This is a genomic window from Belnapia rosea (genome assembly GCF_900101615.1).
GTDB lineage: Bacteria > Pseudomonadota > Alphaproteobacteria > Acetobacterales > Acetobacteraceae > Belnapia > Belnapia rosea.
Map to the genome: position 1 here is coordinate 1 of NZ_FMZX01000027.1, position 19,074 is coordinate 19,074.

Annotated in this window: 14 protein-coding genes; 7 read left to right on the forward strand and 7 right to left on the reverse strand. The window is 64.6% G+C overall.

Annotated features, from left to right (window positions below; genetic code table 11):
- Nucleotides 1–160: 160 nt before the first annotated feature.
- The 3 genes from BLR02_RS24325 to BLR02_RS24335 are packed head-to-tail and all read right to left on the reverse strand — an operon-like array spanning nt 161 to nt 1,636.
- Complete coding sequence (locus BLR02_RS24325; RefSeq protein WP_090664975.1) at nt 161–514, reverse strand: type IV secretion system protein VirB3; 354 nt, start codon at nt 512–514, stop codon at nt 161–163.
- Nucleotide 515: 1 nt separating this feature from the next.
- On the reverse strand, nt 516–842 hold the full coding sequence (locus tag BLR02_RS24330) for a TrbC/VirB2 family protein (RefSeq protein WP_090664976.1): 327 nt from the start codon (nt 840–842) through the stop codon (nt 516–518).
- The gene (locus BLR02_RS24335; RefSeq protein ID WP_090664977.1) at nt 839–1,636 is read right to left on the reverse strand and encodes a lytic transglycosylase domain-containing protein; all 798 of its coding nucleotides are present in this window, start codon (nt 1,634–1,636) and stop codon (nt 839–841) included. Before BLR02_RS24335 ends, BLR02_RS24330 begins: the two co-directional genes overlap by 4 nt.
- 2,101 nt (nt 1,637–3,737) lie before the next feature.
- Between BLR02_RS24335 and BLR02_RS24340 the strand changes: the two genes are divergently transcribed.
- The 4 genes from BLR02_RS24340 (at nt 3,738) to BLR02_RS28905 (ending at nt 8,684) form a co-directional block, all read left to right on the forward strand.
- On the forward strand, nt 3,738–4,385 hold the full coding sequence (locus BLR02_RS24340) for an AAA family ATPase (RefSeq protein WP_176849785.1): 648 nt from the start codon (nt 3,738–3,740) through the stop codon (nt 4,383–4,385).
- A 447-nt stretch (nt 4,386–4,832) separates the two neighbouring features.
- Nucleotides 4,833–5,345, forward strand: a complete 513-nt coding sequence (locus tag BLR02_RS24350; RefSeq protein ID WP_090664980.1) for a hypothetical protein — start codon at nt 4,833–4,835, stop codon at nt 5,343–5,345.
- 853 nt (nt 5,346–6,198) lie between these two features.
- Complete coding sequence (locus tag BLR02_RS24355; RefSeq protein ID WP_176849786.1) at nt 6,199–7,953, forward strand: type IV secretory system conjugative DNA transfer family protein; 1,755 nt, start codon at nt 6,199–6,201, stop codon at nt 7,951–7,953.
- Nucleotides 7,954–8,090: 137 nt separating this feature from the next.
- On the forward strand, nt 8,091–8,684 hold the full coding sequence (locus tag BLR02_RS28905; protein ID WP_143018275.1) for a hypothetical protein: 594 nt from the start codon (nt 8,091–8,093) through the stop codon (nt 8,682–8,684).
- A 328-nt stretch (nt 8,685–9,012) separates the two neighbouring features.
- On the opposite strand, the gene BLR02_RS28910 is transcribed toward BLR02_RS28905, so the two are convergent.
- From BLR02_RS28910 to BLR02_RS28920, 4 genes are all read right to left on the reverse strand, one after another.
- The gene (locus tag BLR02_RS28910) at nt 9,013–9,570 is read right to left on the reverse strand and encodes a plasmid fertility inhibition factor family protein (RefSeq protein ID WP_143018276.1); all 558 of its coding nucleotides are present in this window, start codon (nt 9,568–9,570) and stop codon (nt 9,013–9,015) included.
- Between the two features lie 97 nt (nt 9,571–9,667).
- Nucleotides 9,668–11,296 carry a coiled-coil domain-containing protein gene (locus BLR02_RS28915; RefSeq protein ID WP_143018277.1) on the reverse strand — a complete coding sequence of 543 codons (1,629 nt, stop codon included), beginning with the start codon at nt 11,294–11,296 and terminating at the stop codon, nt 9,668–9,670.
- A 20-nt stretch (nt 11,297–11,316) separates the two neighbouring features.
- Nucleotides 11,317–12,177 carry a hypothetical protein gene (locus tag BLR02_RS24365; protein WP_143018278.1) on the reverse strand — a complete coding sequence of 287 codons (861 nt, stop codon included), beginning with the start codon at nt 12,175–12,177 and terminating at the stop codon, nt 11,317–11,319.
- Between the two features lie 2 nt (nt 12,178–12,179).
- Entirely contained in the window at nt 12,180–12,782 is a 603-nt protein-coding gene (locus tag BLR02_RS28920) for a hypothetical protein (protein ID WP_143018279.1), read from the reverse strand.
- A gap of 390 nt (nt 12,783–13,172) precedes the next feature.
- On the opposite strand from BLR02_RS28920, the gene BLR02_RS24370 reads away from it, so the two are divergent.
- The 3 genes from BLR02_RS24370 to BLR02_RS28925 all read left to right on the forward strand — a co-directional run bounded on the left by BLR02_RS24370 (nt 13,173) and on the right by BLR02_RS28925 (nt 18,980).
- A complete protein-coding gene (locus BLR02_RS24370) occupies nt 13,173–13,667 on the forward strand; it encodes a hypothetical protein (RefSeq protein ID WP_090664984.1) in 495 nt (164 codons plus the stop codon).
- 228 nt (nt 13,668–13,895) lie between these two features.
- Nucleotides 13,896–18,521: a MobF family relaxase gene (gene mobF, locus BLR02_RS24375; protein WP_090664985.1), complete on the forward strand. Its 4,626-nt coding sequence runs from the start codon at nt 13,896–13,898 to the stop codon at nt 18,519–18,521.
- Between the two features lie 243 nt (nt 18,522–18,764).
- On the forward strand, nt 18,765–18,980 hold the full coding sequence (locus tag BLR02_RS28925) for a hypothetical protein (protein ID WP_143018280.1): 216 nt from the start codon (nt 18,765–18,767) through the stop codon (nt 18,978–18,980).
- Nucleotides 18,981–19,074 lie beyond the last annotated feature (94 nt).

A 19,074-nucleotide genomic window follows, 5' to 3' on the forward strand; every position in this document is an offset into this window, starting at 1 on the left:
CCCGTTTAGCGCCGAGGCCGCCGCAGTCTCCCACGGCAAGCCTTCGACCGCCAAAACCGCGTGCAGGGTGCCACTGTCATCGAGGATTGAGGTTTCGGAGGCATGGCCGAGATACGGCACAAACGCCTCCGGCTGGGCCTCACGCGACGCGAACGACCACTTACCGAACATGACGGACCTCAGCGGCTTTCTTAGCTGGCGTAAGGGGGAGCGGCGCGACCGAGGCGCCACCCCAAAACTCCGCGTTGCGAGCCCAACCACGCGACCAAACCCAAAGGCCCCAGACGCGAAAAATGTTGTGGTCGAGGCCAGCGAGCTGGCGGAAGGCCCAGTGCGTCGCAACGCCGATCCCGAGAACGAGCGGGTTTTTCACCAGCACGAAAGCGACCGTGACGATGCCCGCATTGAGCATCGCGGCCTCGAGCGGGACGCCCAGGAACAAGGCGGGGCGAGTGCAAGCCAGGAACAGCGTGTCCTCATCCAGCCCTTCCTCGCCTTGCACATCGCCGCTCATGTCAGCCGACGCCGCCGGTGAGCTGGGAAACGAGCCAGCCGGCCGAGAACAGGATGCCTACGCCGAGCAGAACGCCGCCAAAGGCGCGCATCGACGCCGCCCCGAGCGCGGCCATCACGCCGGTAACGCCGATTGCGACGACCGCGATGGCTTGACCAAGCCGCCCCGTCAGCAGGTTCGAGATATTGTTGACGAACTGCGTCAGGTCGGTGTTGCCGCCCGCGGCCTGCGCCGCCGCAGGATCAGCGAACGCGAGAAGCATCACACCCGCGCAGAGCGCGACAGCAGCGGACCGACGGCGAGCAGGGGTCAGAGCAAGGCGCCTCATGGGCGGTTTCCTTCGGTGAATGGCAGGGTTGCCGGCAGGGTTGCTGACAGGCGGAAGGCCGGCGCCTCCGCGTCAGAGCCGTCAGAGGTCGAGACGGCGCGAGCGCGCAGCCGAACAGGCTCCCCGGCGGGATCGGGTTGGGCGATTGGCGCAGCCTGGACACCCTGGCGGCCGGCTTGCTGCAGCTCCCACTCGGCCCGTGCCATAACGTCCCACGAAGGCGGAGCCCCAGGCGGATCGGCAGGTGGGGTGACGGCGGCCGGAACTGCGGCCTCGGCGGTGCTGGACGGCGTGGGTTGTCCTGGCAGACGGATTGCCGGGACTACATAGCCAGCCGCCCGCTCTACGCGGCCGACATAGCCATTGGCGAAGCCGCGGGTCGGGTTGCCGGTGTTGTAGTGGCTGAATGCGACGCGGAGCCGAGCTTGTGGATCCGCCTCCCCCACCCCAGCAGCCCAACCATCCCGGAGCACCCGCTCCGCCGCTGACAGGTTCCGGCACGGATCGAAGGCCTCCGCCAGGGTCATACCCAGTCGCGGCAGATTGGCGGTGTTGATTTGGGCGAGGCCCAGGTCCACCGACCACCCTTGCCGCATGGCCTCGACCGCGAGGGCAATAGCTGCCTCGAGAGTCTCAGGGCGGCGCGTGCCGCCCCCAGGACGGTTTACGTTGATAGCCAGGGGATCGCGCCCGCTCTCGGCCTGTACGACCGACAGGAGGGTATCTGGCGCAATGGATGGCGCGCAGGACGTCGCCAAAGCGACGACAGCGGCGACAGACAGGGGGCCGCTCATTGGCCACCCCGAAGGGCGGCAGGGCTAAGCTGATGGAGGTTGCCGCAGGCCCGCAAGACCGAGACGCGCAAGGCGCGGGTCATCCCCGCGGACCAGCAGGACTGGGCCAGTGTAGGCAAACCCGCCCGCATCCAGCGGATCTGCCAGGACGCGTACGAAACTGCCAACGTCCCGCCAGGCGCGGAGACCCCGGTTGCGATAGCGCGCGATAGCCAGCAAGCCAGAGCGCCCGGAAATTTGGAAATACGGGACGTAAAGCGTCCCGGCGGCAGTAGCCGTGACGACGACCAAGCAGCGGCGTACCCGACTGCCGCCAGCCAGCTCTGCTCGCATCTCCCCCTCTGACAAAGCCCCGTCCACCACACCCCCGCAGCCATCCCCGGGAGGGTTGTAACGCAGGGCTGTCGAAACGTCATAGCGCGGCCGTGCAGCCTCATCGGCAGCCAGACGGACCATAGGCGGACCTCCGTAATCGTGGAGCGCCGCGCCCAGAGGCGGAGGCCGGTCAGGCCACTGGCGCAAGAGCGGGTCATTCGGATGCCCTGCTAATGGCGCCGATAAGCGGACGCCTCGCCGCCCCGGTACAGCCGGGGCAGGGCTTATATAGCGTGCGCAAGTGCGAAAGTGAAGCGGTGAAGATGTGCAAAATTAGGATTTCACACATCTGCTAATAGCCCGGTGCCGGGTTACCTGGCAGCGCAGGAGGTCGGTCACATTCCCCTATAGTGATTCCTATAGGGGGATGTGACCGACCTCGACCCAATCGTTAGTCGATCCGGACTCCGGCGGAGTCGAGAAATCCCCGTCTGTTCACTGAGTGGAGCTCGCCGGTCTAGCCGCGAGGAGGTTGGTCACATCCCCCTATGAGGAATGCATCGGTAGGGTGATTGGTTGGTAGTAACTATCCGCTACCATCCCAGGACCACATGGGTCAGTCCGGAAACCTCATGCCCCGTAGCTCCTGCCCGCCCCTGCTACCTGCCGAATGGCCTGACGAACCTGCTTTGGCCTCAGCTGGGGAAGTGGCAGCTTGCTACGCTGTTGCGGGTAGCGTGCACCTCGCCGCGGTAAGGGCCGCTGTCCTGCGAGGCGCTGCAGCTCTGCGAAGAATGGACCCCGGCGCCGCCAGGATCGCCACGCAAAGGGCCGCCGCAGAAGCAGCCATGGCCGTCCTCGCGGCGATTCAGGCAGAGACGTGGCTTGCTGGCCAACAAGCCCCAAGCCGACTAGCGACCGAAGGCGCACGCCAAGCCCGGCTGCTTGCACAAGCGGCGACGGCCGACGCCTATCGGATCCGCCAAACGGTAATCGGGTAGGTCCCTACCTCTGGCGGTCCAACTTCGCCCAGGCCCGCAGGACGCCAGCACATATGGATAAGGGCATGGTTCTGGCCCATTGTCCGTGGTGAGGGAACGCCAGCCCGTCCACATCCAACCCGGCCTGGCGACATGGGGCGTAGACCCAGCCGGCGGTGTAGGTGATTTGCATAAACTCGAACCCCGGCGGCAGCAGGCTACGCGCCGCGGCGTCGTCTGTGGTGTAAGGCTGCGCGGGCCCGGTTAGGCCGACTAGCTCATGGATAGCCGCATCGGCTACAGCACTCCCGGCCTCGACCTCGCCGAGGCGGCTGGCGAAGCGGAGAAGACGGTCGTAGCGGGTCAGGGCTGGCCAGCCGGCGGCACAACTCGCAGGTGGCGAGGCAACCGGCGCTCATTGAGCCATAGGTCGACCAGAGGCGTGATAGTCCCAACCACGCCGAAGCTCCGTCCATGCAGGGGGTGATCCGGCATCACCAATCGGCAGATGTAGCCGCCCTTTTGGCAATCGATGATGGCGCCACGGTACCTATACGAGGGGCCGCTGAACGGGCCAGATGCGCTTGTCTGCTCGGGCTCAGGGTGGAAGTCCGGCGGAGGTGGATCCGGAAAAAGGGCCATGGCCGCCGTATAGCAGTGACCACGGCATTCTGGCTCTTCGAGAGCTGCCAGAGGACGCCTATCCCCTACCAACTACCAACAATCCTCTACCGGCTACCAACAATCCGCTTGCTCGCATCCTGTCCTACCGTCAGGTTGCGCCAGCAATTGGCGGAGGAGGCTCGGTGCCCATCTTAACTGTTGCCAGCAGCAAAGGCGGATCGGCCAAGACGACAACCACGGCATTGCTTGCGGCCCGGCTGGCTGCAGATGGTGTGTCCGTCGCCGTAGTAGATGCCGACCCTAATGGCTCATTTGCGCGATGGGCTGACCGCTACTACGACGGCCCGAAGATCGAAGTCCGCGCCGAGGCAGACGAGGGCGCCTTAGCGCGGACCATCGCCCACCTTGCTAAGGAGCACCTGGCCGTCCTGGTGGATACCGCGGGCTTCGCTAGCCGCTCGGCCTTGCTTGCCATTGCCTCCGCCGATGCGGTGCTGATCCCGGTCCTGCCCGGTGAGGCGGAGATCCACGAGGCGGAGCGGACTGTGCAGCTGGTCAATGACGCAGCTACGGCGGCTCGCCGGCCGATCCCCGCCCGTGTCCTGGTGGCCAGGACCAAAAGAACCACCCTTGCCCGCCACGCTCTGAGCGAGCTGGAGAGCGCTCGCTTACCTCGCCTCGCCGCCAGCCTTGGCGACCGGACCGCATACGCCAGCATCTTTTTTGGCGGCCCCGCTGTGTTTAGTAGCGGCCCTGAAGCTGAGGAGATTGCAGCCCTAGTTGCAGAGCTACGCGACCTTTCCTGGCTCCCGCGACCGCAAAGGCGGTAGTTACTACCGAGGTCTACGGTATAGGCTACCATCTACTGACTATCTTGATACGCCCTGGAGGCGCCGTATGGCTAAGCCCACTCTAAAGAGCCGCACACCAGCCACTGACGCCGAGGCTTCGCCACCCGCACTACCACCGGAGCCTGAAGACCGCGCTGCCGCAGCCATGGCGGTTGTGCGCCAGGTCGCTCCGCCGACCCTACCGTCAGCGGTCGCGGCCGAGGCCGGGCCAGCGAACGTCCAAGTCAACTTTAAGGTGCGCCAACAGTCCGCCGACGCCCTAGCTGACGCCGCTATCGCCCGCGGCGTCAGTCAGAAGGTGTTAGTTTGCCAGGCGCTCGAGGCATTTGGCGTCCGGGTCAGCTCCGCTGACCTCACCGAGCGGCCGATCCCGAAGCGTCGGGGTGCCTCGGCCGCCCGTCGGTAAGGAGCGAGGAACCTACCCCTATGGAAGCGATCGCCGTCGACTGCGGCAGCGCTATACGGCTACCGACGACTGACGGCAGGCCCCGATCCGAGTGGGCCACCAGCCTGTTTGATGGGCTGCTGGCCGCCGGATACCCGGCCGCCTTTGGTCGACCGCCGCCCGAACCCCTGCAGCTGGAGCGTTTCCGGGAACACTGGACCGTCCTCAACGACATCCGGGCAGATGCCGGCGAACCGCCCTACACCACGCATTGCTTCGGTACCGTGATCCTGAAGCCTCTGAGCAACCATGGCTGGCTCTACGTCCGCCTCATGATGCTCAGCTTCCGGGGCCGCGATCATCTGGCCTGGCAGCTGGAATGGGACACCATGGAGCCGCCGACGCCCACCCTGTGGTTCGCCAACTGGCAAACCGTCGAGATGTTCGCCCGCGTCATGCTGTGGCCCATGGGGAGCGAGAAGGTCGAAGAACGGGGCATCATCCCCGAGCCGACGCCGACCCGCGCCGCCACTGCTGAGCTGCGCGATTTCTGAGAAGCCGCCAGCCCCGCGAAGGGCTAGCGTGCCGACGCTCCTTAACCCCCCCCAAATAGGTTCGGCTTTGAGCAAAGTTCTCGCGGTGATCCTGACAACAGCGATCCTAGCCGCTTGTGCCCAACCGGCGCCGCCGACTACTGCAGACGCTCCACCCTGCCGTAGCGGTGCTGTGTCGTGCCAGCCCTGGGAGCGGGCTTGGCGACAGCCGCCGCCAGTCGGCAGCACTGTCACCAATACCGGCAAAATCCTCCCTCCGCGCTGACCTCTTCCGTCCCCGAAGTCCACGGGCCGCCCGTAGCGACGCCGGCCAATATAGCCGGCAGAGCGCAGACGGCCGGTGGACCCTCGGGGGCGGCCTCGCCAATCCCAACACCTCCGCCATTTTCTCCCTCTGGAAGACACTACCAGGAAGATGGTAGAAACTACCATATAGCCGTTCAGTGGTGACCGGAGCCTATCTATGGCCAAACAACCAGATGCCTACGCCGAGCCGCGCCGCCGTGTGGTTTGGATGGCAGGAACGAGTGTCCTAGCGCTCGCGGTGACTGCCGTAGCGACACCCGCAATGCCTGCTGTCGCCCACCTCTGGACCACTGGCCTGGCTCCAGACGGGCTAGATGCAGCGAGCCGGTATCTCACCGACGTCTATCTCGGCACGGCCGCCACCCGAGCCGCTTGGTGGCCGGCTATCAGGCAGTTTGCGGCTGATCCGATCGGAGCCGCTTGGCTTTCCGCCCCGTTCGCAGCCTCCGCTGTGGGGTGGCTCGGCGGCGTACTCGCCAACCCATATTCCGCAATCCCCAACATTCACGGAGATGCCAAGTGGGCCGGCGCGCGGGATCTGCGACGCATGGCGCGGGCGAAGAAGGTGTCGCTTGCAGGTCGGCACTTGGCACTCGGCCGTGTTGGCCGCCGCACTGTCCGGCTCGATGAGTGCCTGTCGGTTCTGGCCTTCGCGCCACCTGGTCAGGGTAAAACGTCTGCAGTTGTTGTCCCGTCCATTTTGGACGCGCCCACTGCCTCCCAGGTCATCATCGACCTGAAGCCTGAGCTGTACGATCTGACCGCGGCTGACCGCGCGAGGCACGGCCCGGTATTCCGCCTGGCGTGGGGTGAGGAGGATCGGCCTGGCCGCACTCCCGGCGCGAGCTGGAATCCACTTAGTCCCGAGAGCTTACCACCGCGCCACGAGGCCCATGCCCGCGACACGTACCTGCAGATCATGGTCGAGGCGATATTGCCTGACCCGCCGCACGGTGATCCGACGTGGGCGCAGCTTGGTCGCACCGCGATCAAGAGCTTCCTCGTGCACTATATCGACGCTGTAGAGGCTGGAAACCGCGACGGTATCCCAGAAGACTACGCGGACGAGGGTCCGTCGATGCCGGGCTACGTCAGTTGGCTGGGCAGGATGATGGCCTTGGCCGCTACTGAGAGCCTAGAGGCCGCTAAGAAGCCCGGTGCTGGCGAGGTGGATTGCATGAGGGATGCCTTCGTTGCCCTAGCTGCGACAGGGCGAGAGGCAAACCAAGCATGGCGAAGTGGCGAGCAAATGGAGGGCGAGCGCCCACCTTATGACGAAACCGCGCTAGACGAAATCGCCATCTTGGGAGCTACTAACGAGCGCACCCGCAGCTCAATCATGGCGGGCGTCGCAAATGCGCTTTCGCCTTTCCGAACCCTGGCTGCGAAAGACAGGATGCGGGTCAGCTCGTTCAGCTTTGGTGATCTCCGCGGCTTGCGCGATCCAGTCAACGGCGAGTGGCGCCCGGTGACGATTTATCTTGTCATCAAGCAGGAAGAGATTGCCGCCTTCGCGGCGATTACCACTCTGTTCTGCGAGCTCCTGGCGAACTTTCTGATTGCTAACGGTCCTGACGCAACGGCCCGCGGCGGACGTGTCATGGGCGACCGGGATGTTTTTTTCTGCTTAGACGAGTTCCCGCAGTTCCCCCGGATGAAGGAGCTAATGAACCTTCCGGCGGTCGGCAGGTCTAAGCGCGTGTTTGCACTGTATGTGGCACAAGACGAGGCACAGCTTCGCCAGAAATACAGCGATCAGGACGTAGAAGTTCTTTATACCAATACAGCGGCAAAGGTAATTCTAGGCCAAAATAACGACAAAGTCGCAAAGCGACTTGCGGATATGATTGGAAAATACACCTATCGCTCGAAATCAGAGAGCCAGAATGACGGCGACAAGCCGCTTGGCTTACGCAGGCAGGGGCGCAACTGGTCCTGGCAGGGTCGCCACCTGGTTTCTCCCCAAGAGCTCATGAGCTTGTCCGAGGACGTGCAGATTGTGCTTGTCCAAGACTTTGCGAACCGGCCAATCCGAGCCAAGCGGCCGTTTTGGTTCAACGATCCTGACTACAAACGGCGGGTCACTAAAGGTTCGTCTCCCTGCCCGCCGCTGCCCGCGCTAGGCATTCTCGCCGGCATCGAGGCCGAGCAGGCCCAAGGTCTTACTTCCCACCTGGTTCCCCTTCCCGGGCCAGATCTCGGCCTAGAGGCCGAGGCCGAAGCCCAGGCGGAGGCTGAGGCTGAGGCCGAGCAAACCGAACCATTAGCCGAGCCCCAGGCGGCCCAGGAGGCGCAAGTATGATGGTCCCGCCAGCCTCTACGCCCGCTGTCCGTTACCTCGGCCTCGTCCCAAACCCGCCAGCTGTCCAGCCGCCAGTCGGCCGGGAGTGGGCCCTCTATTCCACCGACGCTCGAGTGACTTTGGCAGGGGGCGAGCGGGTGCTGGTTCGCGCAGAGGTCCGCCTTGTGCCGGGAGGGTTGTGGGAGGATATTTTGCTGGTGTTGCCTCAGCCGATGCCCGGCAAGCCGGCAGACTGGCGGCAGGCTGAGCGGATTGCCGCCCTCGCTGAAAACCTGGACGAAGCGCTAACTAGCGGCCGCAATCACCTGGCACGGATCGGCGCCACGGTAAATGCGCCAGTATTGCGGACCGAGGCCCGTCAGGACGGGGCGCGGCAGTGGACACTCTCGGCCTACACCGTCCTGGAGGGCGCAGCTACGGACCGCCTTGGCGCAACACATTTGCACAGCGCCATTATCGTCCGCGCAGCTCCGCCGCCGGCATGGGCGGAGAAGCCCGGCGCCTGGGAGAGCGAATGTGCCCGGCTTGGGCTGCCAATCTACGCCTGGGTGGTGACGACTGCCGCGACGGTCGGAGACGAGGCCCCTGCGGTACGCCGAGGTGAGGCGCGGACCTTGGGTGAGGCAGAGGCGGATGTGGTGGCGATTGTTATGGCCAAAGCGCCGGCTCGCTCGGAGAGCGGGCCGGCGCTTTGGCCCCGCGTTTTCGCGGATCTACGGAAGATTGCGTAAACGAGTTTGGCGCGATGCTCACTCGATATGGGCAGGCGGCAAGGGTGTTATGAGAACATGGCTGGTGCTGGCACTCGCAGTAGCCTGGTCAAACGGCGGGGGGGCGGCTGAGGTCGCCCCGACCTCGCCCACCGCCGCAGCGGCGGCGCGAGGAGCCGAGATCTACGAACAGGCCATTGCCGATGCAGAGGCGAGGCTGCGCCGAATTTGCGGCGCGCGGAGCGACAGAGACAATATCGATGCCTGTCTCCGTCTGCGTCAGGAGGCCCGCAGCAGAGCGAGGGCTGGAACCAAAGTACCTCCAGACTGAGCTATCGTATCATCCGGGCTATTTGCGTGGACGTTTGCCCTCGTCTTCCAGCCGTCCAAGATCGATGTGGCACAATCGGTCGCCTGCGTGTTGCTCCAGTGCCATAGCGCTTGCAAGCGATGTAGTCATGATTGGGACTAAAGGTGCGCCGTTTTCGATAAGCCAAGCTGTCCGGTGCATTCCGTCCATGAAGCCGCAGCGTAGCTCGACTGTCCAAGAATGCAGGCCGCGACTTTCCAAGAAGTTCAGCAGTTGCGCCGGCATTCTGCGCACGAGGTAATTCAGATGCAGGCAACCAACTGGCATTGGCTCCTCCGCAGTGGTGCTGGTCATTCCGCTATGAACGAGCTCACGTTCATCCTCTGACCAACGCGGAGGCAGCCCGCACCACTGGTGCCTAGTCGTGTGACGCACTAAGGCTTCCAGCCGTGATGGCCTGCACCAGACGACGTAGGCGCGCTGCCACGGGATGTCTGGACGACCTTCCATCCAGACCAAACCATGCTTGCTTTCGACGGGGAAGATTGGAACCTGCGCGCCATAGGTAATCTTGGTAACTGCTGCTTGGTCGGGCATACCGTCTCAATCCTTTTAGGCCGCAGAGAACAGGGCAGCGTGACGGTCGACTAACTGACGCCAGAGCCGAGTGACAGCCCGAATGCCAACAGACTGACTAGCCGCCTCTCCCGCGCTGCCACGCTGCCATCATGTCTCCGCTTGCGACATAGATCACTCCGACTGGCGGCTCATAGCCGGCGATCTGGATCACGGCTTCCCATCCCCAAAAGCCTGTGTACCTGTAGTGGATCAGTCGGTTTGACAGATCCGCCATGCCAACCGCGACCGGGCCGCCGGGAGAGAGGTGCGTCTCCGTCACCAAAAAACCCACCGGCGCCATGCTGATATTGGCACAGCGGATCAGGGGCACCGGGACTATTAGCCCAAGCAGGAATAGGCCGACAGCTAGAAGGGGAGTGGTTGCGAACTCCATTGCCTTCTTCGCTGTCCAAACCGCGTAAACCAGCATTCCTGCCAGGATCAGAACGCCGAGCCCGGCGCCAGGTGAGGCACTGGCGGCCCATAGCCAGACAGATGGGGTACGCCACCACGCGACGGCGTTCGAGCCAGCAGGGATCGAAAGCCCGGCTAGCAATGCCAGGGCTGGACCGGAGCCAGCCACGACCATACGCACCAACATTGACCGCCTTAGAGCGGCGCGAGCTGCGCGAGCTTCCCCTTCGCGCCGTGCTTCCTCGGCTGCTTCCGCCAGTGCCTTGCGTTGTTCAGCTTCGTGCGCGGCTTGCCGGATGCGGAGAGCATTCTCAGCGTCAATCCGCCGAACCTTCTCGGCCTCAGCTGCATCCCTCTCTTTCTTAGCCGCCTCGCGGCTGCGCGCCTTAGCTAGTTCCGCCGCCTGTCGCCCCACCATTTCCGGCTGATCGACGGTCGCGTTCAACGCATCGTCCTCGCGTAGTAGGCCCTTTATCAGGTCGCTACGCAGATCGGTCGCTAGGGTGCGGAGCTGGGCAGCGAAACGCGAAGCAATGTGGCGCTGCTCAGGAGGCAGCGAGGCAAGGCCAGAGCGCCAAACAGCGGCTTCCGCCTCGGCGTAGGCAAGTGCGGAGGCAACTGTGACCGGCATTGGGGATGCAGTCAGCGGGACGGATAGCAGGGCCCGCAGCCGGCGGCGCTCCACGACAAGACCCAGCACGGCTGCCCCGAGACGGGCGGATTTGTCAGAGCCAGTGGTTTCGACCAAGTCAGAGGGAGATAGATCGACGCGCAACAAGCGGCGCAGCTCTAGTGCAGCCACCGCCATCCGGCGCCAGTTTTCAACAACGGCAGCCACCCGAGGCGGTAGGCGTTCAGGGGGCTCACCGGCCCAGGCCACGAACCGGCGGCGAGCCTCGCTCTCGGACACCCCAGGTGCGACCGCTAGAACTGCACCATCGCGCACCAAGGCCTCTGCTCGGCCCTCGAGAACGGTCAGCAGATCGCCTGCCATCAGCACGCCAGCCGGCACCTCAGCAGCCGGCTCGATCCCATCTGGCGGAGCAGCAGGGGGCAGGATGGAGGATCGTAGGCGACGAGTGGCGGGAAGAGCCTGTGCGAGCGAAAGGATCACCGTTCGGTGGTCCTCATTCGTCAGGGTTTCCCGTGTTTCCTTGTCCTCCACCGCTACTAGGCGGTCAACTTCCGGCAGGGTGAGGAGGCGGTTGCGGAGCTTAGCGCTTTCCGCTGCGATGATCGCCAATGCGTCGCGGTAGTTTTCCGCCACCGCGGCATCGTGCTTCCAGCGCATACCCGCCTCCACTCCCACGTTTAGGCCTCGGACGTGAGGGTTCCGCCCGCTTCGAGGATGCGGCGGACCTGAGGACGCCATACCTCCAGCCACTCGATGACATCCGCGACGGAACGGGCCGCCTCGCCCAGCTTGTACCCGTGGCCCATCAGGGCCTGCGGCTTGAGCAGTGCCAGTTCGTGCAGCGGTTTGCCTGACCCGACCATCACCGGCCAGGCCTTCGCTACGTTCCTCGGCAGGAACACCCGCACCACCTCGCCAGCCCGTTCGCCCGCTTGGGAGCAGATCAGGTCGAGCGCCGGCGAGTTGGGAGCGAGGTCGCCATGGTGCGGATTGACGACCAGGAACAACCGGGCTGCAGGCCACTCCGTCGCCGCTCGCGTCATCGCCTCTGCAGCCAGGCGGAGGGCCTCCGGATCGGCCGTAACGACTACCAGAGCGCCGATGCCTGCGCCGTCTCCGAAAACCAGCTTGCCAACGCCACCGTCGCACCACTGCCACAGGAGTTTGGTCGCGTTCGCGGAAAGGTCCATGACGGCCGGGCCGCCCATGAAGTCCTCAATGACGTTGTCCCAATACTCGCCCAGCAGATCCGGGTTCTTGCGGATAGCCGACAGGCTATCCTCGGACAGCTCGTGGTACTTCACCCGGTCGGCGCCGAGGATGTTCTGTAGGCGCGGCGAGGTTTCGGCTTCCACCACAACATGCTCTTTCCCAACGGCGGCCATTTCGAGGCTAAGCCCCTGGACGACAAACGATTTTCCAATACCACCCTTGTCGTTGAGAACCACATACCGCTCCACAGCGGCACGGGCGGTCGCAGTTACCGCGTCGGCGGGGGTGTTGGCCTTGAGAGCGGTTTTGTTTGGGCTGTGCGTCACGGTCAGTCCTTTCCCTCAGGGGGATTTTCGAGTTTGTGGATCGCAGCAAACTTGTCCTCGATTGTCTGACGCGATTTTTTCTTCGCCGCTTCCTTTTCCCGGTTTTCGGCCACTTGCTGGTCAAACTCCGCATAGGGATTGGCCGACCTAGTCGGGCCACCCGTTACGGAAGATCCAGCCGCTTGAGCCGGGGCAGTAGGAGCGGGCGTCGGTTCAGATGCAGTAGCCAGCGGGGCAGGGGTCTCGCTTGGCAACTCGGTCAGGAGCGTCGATCCCCTGCGGTATTTTCTAGGAGCTGGATTCCTGACCTTTCGGCTCTTGGGATCGCGGCGCCATCTCTCACGGGTCATTGTGGCGTTTACGAGCGGGCCGGTTAGGTCCGTCCCGTTGTCTGCCCGGAGCCCGCGCCTACCGAGCAGAACCGCCATCTGGGACCAGCTCAATCCGTTGTCGCTCTTGAGGGCAGCCAACGTGTCGTAATGGTCCCGAACGTATTGGGTGAATGCGCTGGCACTCCTCGCCCCCGACGAAGCGGACAGATCAGCATTGGCCAACTCGGCCTCTAAGCGCTGTCGTTCCTCGTCCTGATCGCCGGTCTGAGCCATAGCATCCTCCTCTTTACGATAATGCGTCATGCAACATGGCTGTTGTCCTAACTCCTATACGTTTCAGCGGTTTACGCCGCAAAGCCTTCGGAAGCGCAGACCGAAGCACCCTGAAGCACCTAAAGCATAGCTAAAGCGTTTTCTGAAGCCAAGCCAAAAAGGTAGAAAGTGTTTTACACGGCGATGCTCCTTCGGAGCACATTCTTGCACAGTTAACCCTTGGGGCCCTATATAGAACGGACGAGGAATGGTTTGTTTCATGCCCCGCCAGTATGGCCCTCCGAGAGCCGGGGGCCTTCCCGGGCCGGTGCCTCACGGCACCACCGGGCAACTGAGGCTCGCCGCCAGAGGCACGCCGGGACCGCGTGCGTCACTGACCAGGAGGCCGCCATGCCCGCCAAGACCAAGACCGCCACCGCGGAGACTGAGGGCCAGGAGGGCGCCAAGTCGCGTGCTTGGGCTTTCCTGACCAAGCAGGACGCCGAGGCTCTGGACGCTCGCGCCCAGGCCGAGAGAGTGAAACCGAGCGAGATCACCCTTCGGGCGATCCGCGCCTACCTGGCGACCCCGCTACCTTCCGCGTCTGTAGCGGAGCTGGCAGGCATGATGACGCCGGCCAAGCAAGCCGCGCTGGACGCAACGGTGTCTGTGCCTATGGCCGTCTCCGCGATGCTTGCGCAGTCCTACGTCGACCGCCTGGCCGCAGCGGCGGTGACCTTCGAGCGGGCGGCGGAGGTCCTGGCCTCGGCGGTGCCTTCCGTAGTCGTCCAGGCCGAGGCCCAGACCGAAATCCGCGAGAACCTGGCAGCCATTGCGGACGGGATCGGGACCGTCGCGGCCGATGTAGCAGCTCGCTATGGGATGGCCGCTGAGGCCGAAGGCTGAGGGGGGAGGAACCCAATGCTCACGCTCCGGCCCTTCCACAGATCGGCAGCCATCGCCGGCTATTACGAATCCGGCTTCAAGGAGATGGAGCGGGATCGTCCTCGCAGCGGCGACCCCAGCCTGCATCCTCTCATGCTCACCCTAAACCAAGTCGGCGCAGCCCGGCCGGCTGTCACAAGCAAAGGCAGGACAGGCAAGCCCTTGCTCGTTCGCTGTTAGGAGGCTGCTGTGGTCGCATCCCTGAAGAAGATCGGTGGAGGCGGCAAATCCGCGCTCACTGGCGCAGCCGCCTCAAAATATTACGACACCATCCTCAAAGAGATGGAGCAGGACCGCCGGACTGCGGCGCGGGAGGCCGGGAAGTCCGGCACCGCCGAAGCCACTGAAGGCTACCAGATGGCGGACCCGTCAGCTCCCCTCGCCCGGTGGTTCAGCCTTACGGGTCAGCTCGCGGCGGACAACGCACCGATCCACCCCGGCCAGCTTACCAACTTGCTGGACGGCAGGAGCCTCGACGGCTCGGCATCACTGGTTCAGCAGCAGGCTGGACGAAGCCGTGTCCATGGCTGGGATATGACATTCTCGGCGCCCAAGTCGGTCTCGGCAATCTGGGCCACTTCTGACGCAGCGGAGCGGCAGAGGATCATGGAGGACATAGCCGAAAGCGCGAGGGCGGCTCTAAAGAGCCTGGCGGACCGCGGCGTGTTCGTCACTCGCACAGGCGCGGGCAGCACAGTGCGGGAGCAAGCCGCGGACGTAGCGGTTGCATTGTTCCCACAGAACACGGCTCGCAGCGGCGATCCCCAGCTCCATTGCCACTCGGTCATCGGCAACGTGTGTGTCCGAGCCGACGGCAGCACCGGCACGCTGGATAGCCCCGGCCTTTATGCGTGGAAAACGTACGCCGGCGCAGTGTTCCGTGCCGAACTGGCGGCACGGACGCAGGCGAGGATCGGAGCTGCACTGGAGGAGGACGGCCGCAGTTTCAAGGTTGCCGGCGTCCCTGACAATCTGGTGGCAACGTGGAGCAAGCGGCGCAAGGTCATCCTCACCGAGTTTGACCGGGTAAAGGCCGCGCTGGAGAAAGGCGCCAATGCGGCTGACGCCGAAGCGCGGACCCCGGACACTGACGGCGCCCTTCGCGGCGAGGTAGACGCCACTACTGCCCAGCCCATTAAGGGCAAGGGGCAGCGGGAACTGAAGGACCGGATCACTAAGCAGACGCGGGCCACCAAGAGCAAGGTGCCGGGCATCACCGACCTTGAGAAACGGTGGCTTGCGGAACTGGCCGCATGCGGTCACTCCCGTGAGGACGTGCTACGGCTGGTGCAAGAGGCAGCGGCCAAGAAGGTTGCTGAGGAACAGGCGCCCCGCAAGAGCGCGGCCGAGGCAGCGATCGACGCAGCTCTGTCCCGCAATGCCGTGGTGACAGAGAGGATGCTGCGGCGCCTGGTGGCCGAGGAAGCCCAGGTGCGCGGGATTGGCGCGGCCGGCGCTCATGCGGAGTTTGACCAAGCGGTTGCCAGCGGCAAGCTGATCTTGCTGCCAGGCAAGACCCAGGCTGGCGAGGCTGTGTGGACAACCCGCCAAGTCCTGGACCGCGAGCGATGCATGATTCTCGACGCTGCAGAGCGCCGCGGCGAGCGTGACCGCAACCGGGGCCGAGGCTCTTACATCGAGGAGGCCGCGGCCGAGCGTGTTATTGCTGCGATTGCCGCCAGAGCCGCCGCCGAGCCAGATCCGAAGAAGCGCCGAAACCTTAGCGAACAGCAGGCGGCAGCCGTCCGCCGAGCGGCGAACGGTGACGGCGTGGTGGTTATTGAGGGCGCGGCCGGTGCCGGAAAATCATTCACGACGGGGGCAATCAAGGAAGCAGCAGAGGCGAGCGGGCTGACCTGTATCGGCATCGCCCCGTCCTGGAAGGCCGCCGACATTATTCGACGCGACGCTCAGCTTGAGAGTGCCCGGGCCCTGCAGGGGTTTGTGCTGGGACTGGAATCCGGCCGCATCCGGTTCGGAAACCCCCCACCTGGCGGCGGAGACCGAGGGGTTCGCTACCTCGGTGAGCGCGTTGCCTTGCTCTTGGACGAAGCCGGTATGGCTTCATCGTCCGATCTTGCCGCGTTGCTGCGCCATGCTCGACAGCACCGCGTAACCGTAATCCTCGCGGGCGACCGGAAGCAGCTCAAGAGCGTAGAGCCAGGCGCGGCCTTCGCCGCCGTGGCGGACACGATCGGCGTTGCACGCATGGACGAGATCCGGCGGCAGTCCGAGGAATGGATGCGGAAGGCCAGCTACCAGTTTGCACTTGGTAACAGCGTTGAGGGCCTGGCCCGCTACGATGCGAAGGGGCACATTGCGTTCGCGGCCGACCGCTTTGATGCTATGAAGCGTCTCGCTGACGATTACATGGCTAGCCTCCAGGCACATCCCGATAGAAGCCGGATTGTGCTGGCCAGTCGCAATGCTGACGTGCACCAGCTCAATCGGACACTGCGCGAACGCCTTATGGAAAGCGGCGCTCTCGGACCCGACACCATCACCCTTCGGACCCAACACTCCGGCGGCCGGGACGGCAGCGGCGAGGCTCGAGATATGGAGGTCCGGGCCGGCGACCGGGTGATGATCGGGCTGACCGTAGGCCCCGAGGAGGCCCGCAAGGCCGTCAATGGCGACGTAGCGACCGTTGTGGGGTTTGAGCCTGGTGCCGATCCCCAGCTCCGTTTGCGGCTGGATCGGACAGGCCAAGAACTGTTCTTCCGCCTGTCCGAACTGACGCCACCACGTCGGGAAGGGCAGGGGGACGAGCAGAACCAAGCGCCGCTACTACCGGTCCTGCAACACGCCTACGCCCTCAGTGTTCACAAGTCTCAAGGGCAGACAGTCGGACAGACGTTTGTGTATGCCGGAGACGGCATGTCCGCCGATCTCGCCTATGTCGCGTTTACCCGGCACGTCGAGGACGTGCGCGGCTACGTTGATTCGGCCGCCATCGCGGAGCGACTAGCAGAGAACGGCGAGCAGGCCACGGAGGACGCGATCCGTAAAGCGTTCTTGTCCGCCGCCAAACTCAGCAGCGACGGCCTGAACGCATCTGATTACGTCCAGGACAAAAAGGCTTGGCTGCACAGCGGCGACCCATTTGCTACCTCGGCGGACGGGCGGGAGGTGCCGACGACCGCGGAAAGCCGGATGCAGATGGCAGCCGAGGGGACCCAGGACGCCGTTCTCGCATCCCTCGGCCGGAAGGCAGCCGACCTGGGCGAGAAGGAAATCCGGGTCAGCAACCGCGAACTTCTGGATCAGCTTCGTGAGCGCCAGGGCGTCACGGTCAGGATGCCGGACGGCTCGCAGGAGCGCCGCTTGTACGACCGCGACGTTGCTGCCATGGACCGGGCCGCTAAGGCAGCAGCCAAACGGGCCGGTTTTGTGGGGAAGGTGCTTGGCGCATCATACTCCCACATTCCCACCCAGGCCCAGGCGGCACAGCGGCAGGCCCGCATGGTTGCCGTGGTGACTACGATGCAGAGCCTACGAGATAAACTCGCACCTGCACGGGGCCAGATGCCCGGTGACTTGATACGCCGAGCCTTTGAGCGGGACGCGAAGCGTCAGATTGCAGCTCATGCAGTAAGGGTCGCCGCGCACGAGCGGCGGATTAGCGAAACCGTGGATCGCCTTCGCAGACCGGGCATCGTGGCTCGAGCCGAGTGGTGGCTACGGAAAGAGGTTCTGCGGTCGCGCCACAAGGGCCGGCGGCAGGAGATTGCCAGTGCACACAGCCCACCGACACGGGACGCGCGGATGGCAGTTTTCAACGTGACCGCCGCCGCCGATTGGAAGGGCTTTGCAGAGCGCCGCCGTGCCGCGTTCGAGCGGGCCAGCGCGTCGGGCCGCAGCAAAGTTCCCGATGTGATCGCGCAGCTACGACGCGAGGCACCACAACTCACGCTCCCGAGTGAGCGCGAGTGGATACTGCATCAGGCTCAGAACAAGGAATGGCTACGCCGACTGGGCGCAGCAGATGCGAAGGAAGCGATCGCCATGGCTGAAGCAGCGAAGCGCGGCGAGACATACACCCGATCGGATGCCGCGAAGAACGACGCGGTGCGTCGAACCGAGGAAGCCAGGCGCGACGAACGGCCTATCGTAGTCCAGCCGCCGGTTGCGGCTTGGGGTGCGGCAGAACGGGTTGAAACCTACCTCGCCAGGCTTGCAGCCGAGGTAAAGACCGCCGACGGCGAAGCGGGCCGAATGCTTGCCAGCGAGGGCCGCCAGGGTGCGGACTGGCTCGCAATCCGCGAGAACGCGATCGCCGGCAAGGGGGCGCTGGCAGAGCTGGCCCGCCGGTCCCGTGGCGCCGAGGATGTCATCCTCGAGGTCCGTCGCGCCGTCGACACAGGCAGGCTTTCGCTGGCCGATGAAATCCGGGCCGCCCCTCCCGGCAACCGTGCCGAGGCCAAGAGAGCGTTGCTCGAAGCCCTCGAGGATCGAGTGCCGGCCGGGCTGACCGTCGAGCAGCGGGCCCAGCATCTGGCGGAGCGGGCCGGATTGGATGGCTCGCAGCGGAAAGCCGGCGACGTGCTGGCCGCCATTGAGCGTGTCCGCGACCGCCTAGCAGGCTCGCCAGAGGCCGCTGCCGCAGCCCCGGCAGGCTCACCCGCCCGCAGCTACGCCGAGGCAGCCCAGGCGATCCGTCAAGGCATGGCAGAGCAGGCTATCACCCCGGAGACGCTGATGGCCGCAGCTCGTGCGACTGAAAGCCGGGCTTTCGGCCAGGCTGTCGAGCAGGCCCGCGAAGCCGCACAGACGCCAGTGTTGAAGATGCCGCGGAGCCGGGGCAACACGCTCTAGCCTTCCCTGCCTGGGAAGGAAGGAAGGCGCGGGCTCCACTGTCCGTCTGCTCGCCCACAGGGGCCCACAACCCGTCTCCGCTGCGCCGGCCACATAAGGGCCGGCTCCGCTACGGCGGATTGTGGACTCTGTGGACGAGTTGCCCAGCGAAGGCGGATGTGAGGCATCAAGACATTTGCTTTTTTTCTTGTGTCAATAATTTGGGGGGCTAGTATCAGTCCGCATCGATTCCACGAGGCTTCCATGCCGCACGACGATCAGACCAAACCCCGGCGAGGCCGTGGTCGCCCAACTCGCAACCAGGAGTGCGAGCGGGTGGCCTTCCATCTGCCGTCGGACATAATGACCACTGTCCGCGTGCAGGCTGCCAAGAGCCGTCGCACGCTTACCTCAATCGTTGAGGAAGCGTTGCGCAATGCCTTCGACAAAGACAACAAGAAAGAGATGCAGACCGCTTAACGAGAAAACCCCGGCGCTTCCAACGCCGGGGCTTGCCCTTAACCTGAACTGTCTTGGTAGGTGACCCGAACCCCGTACTAAGCTCGGAGCCGCA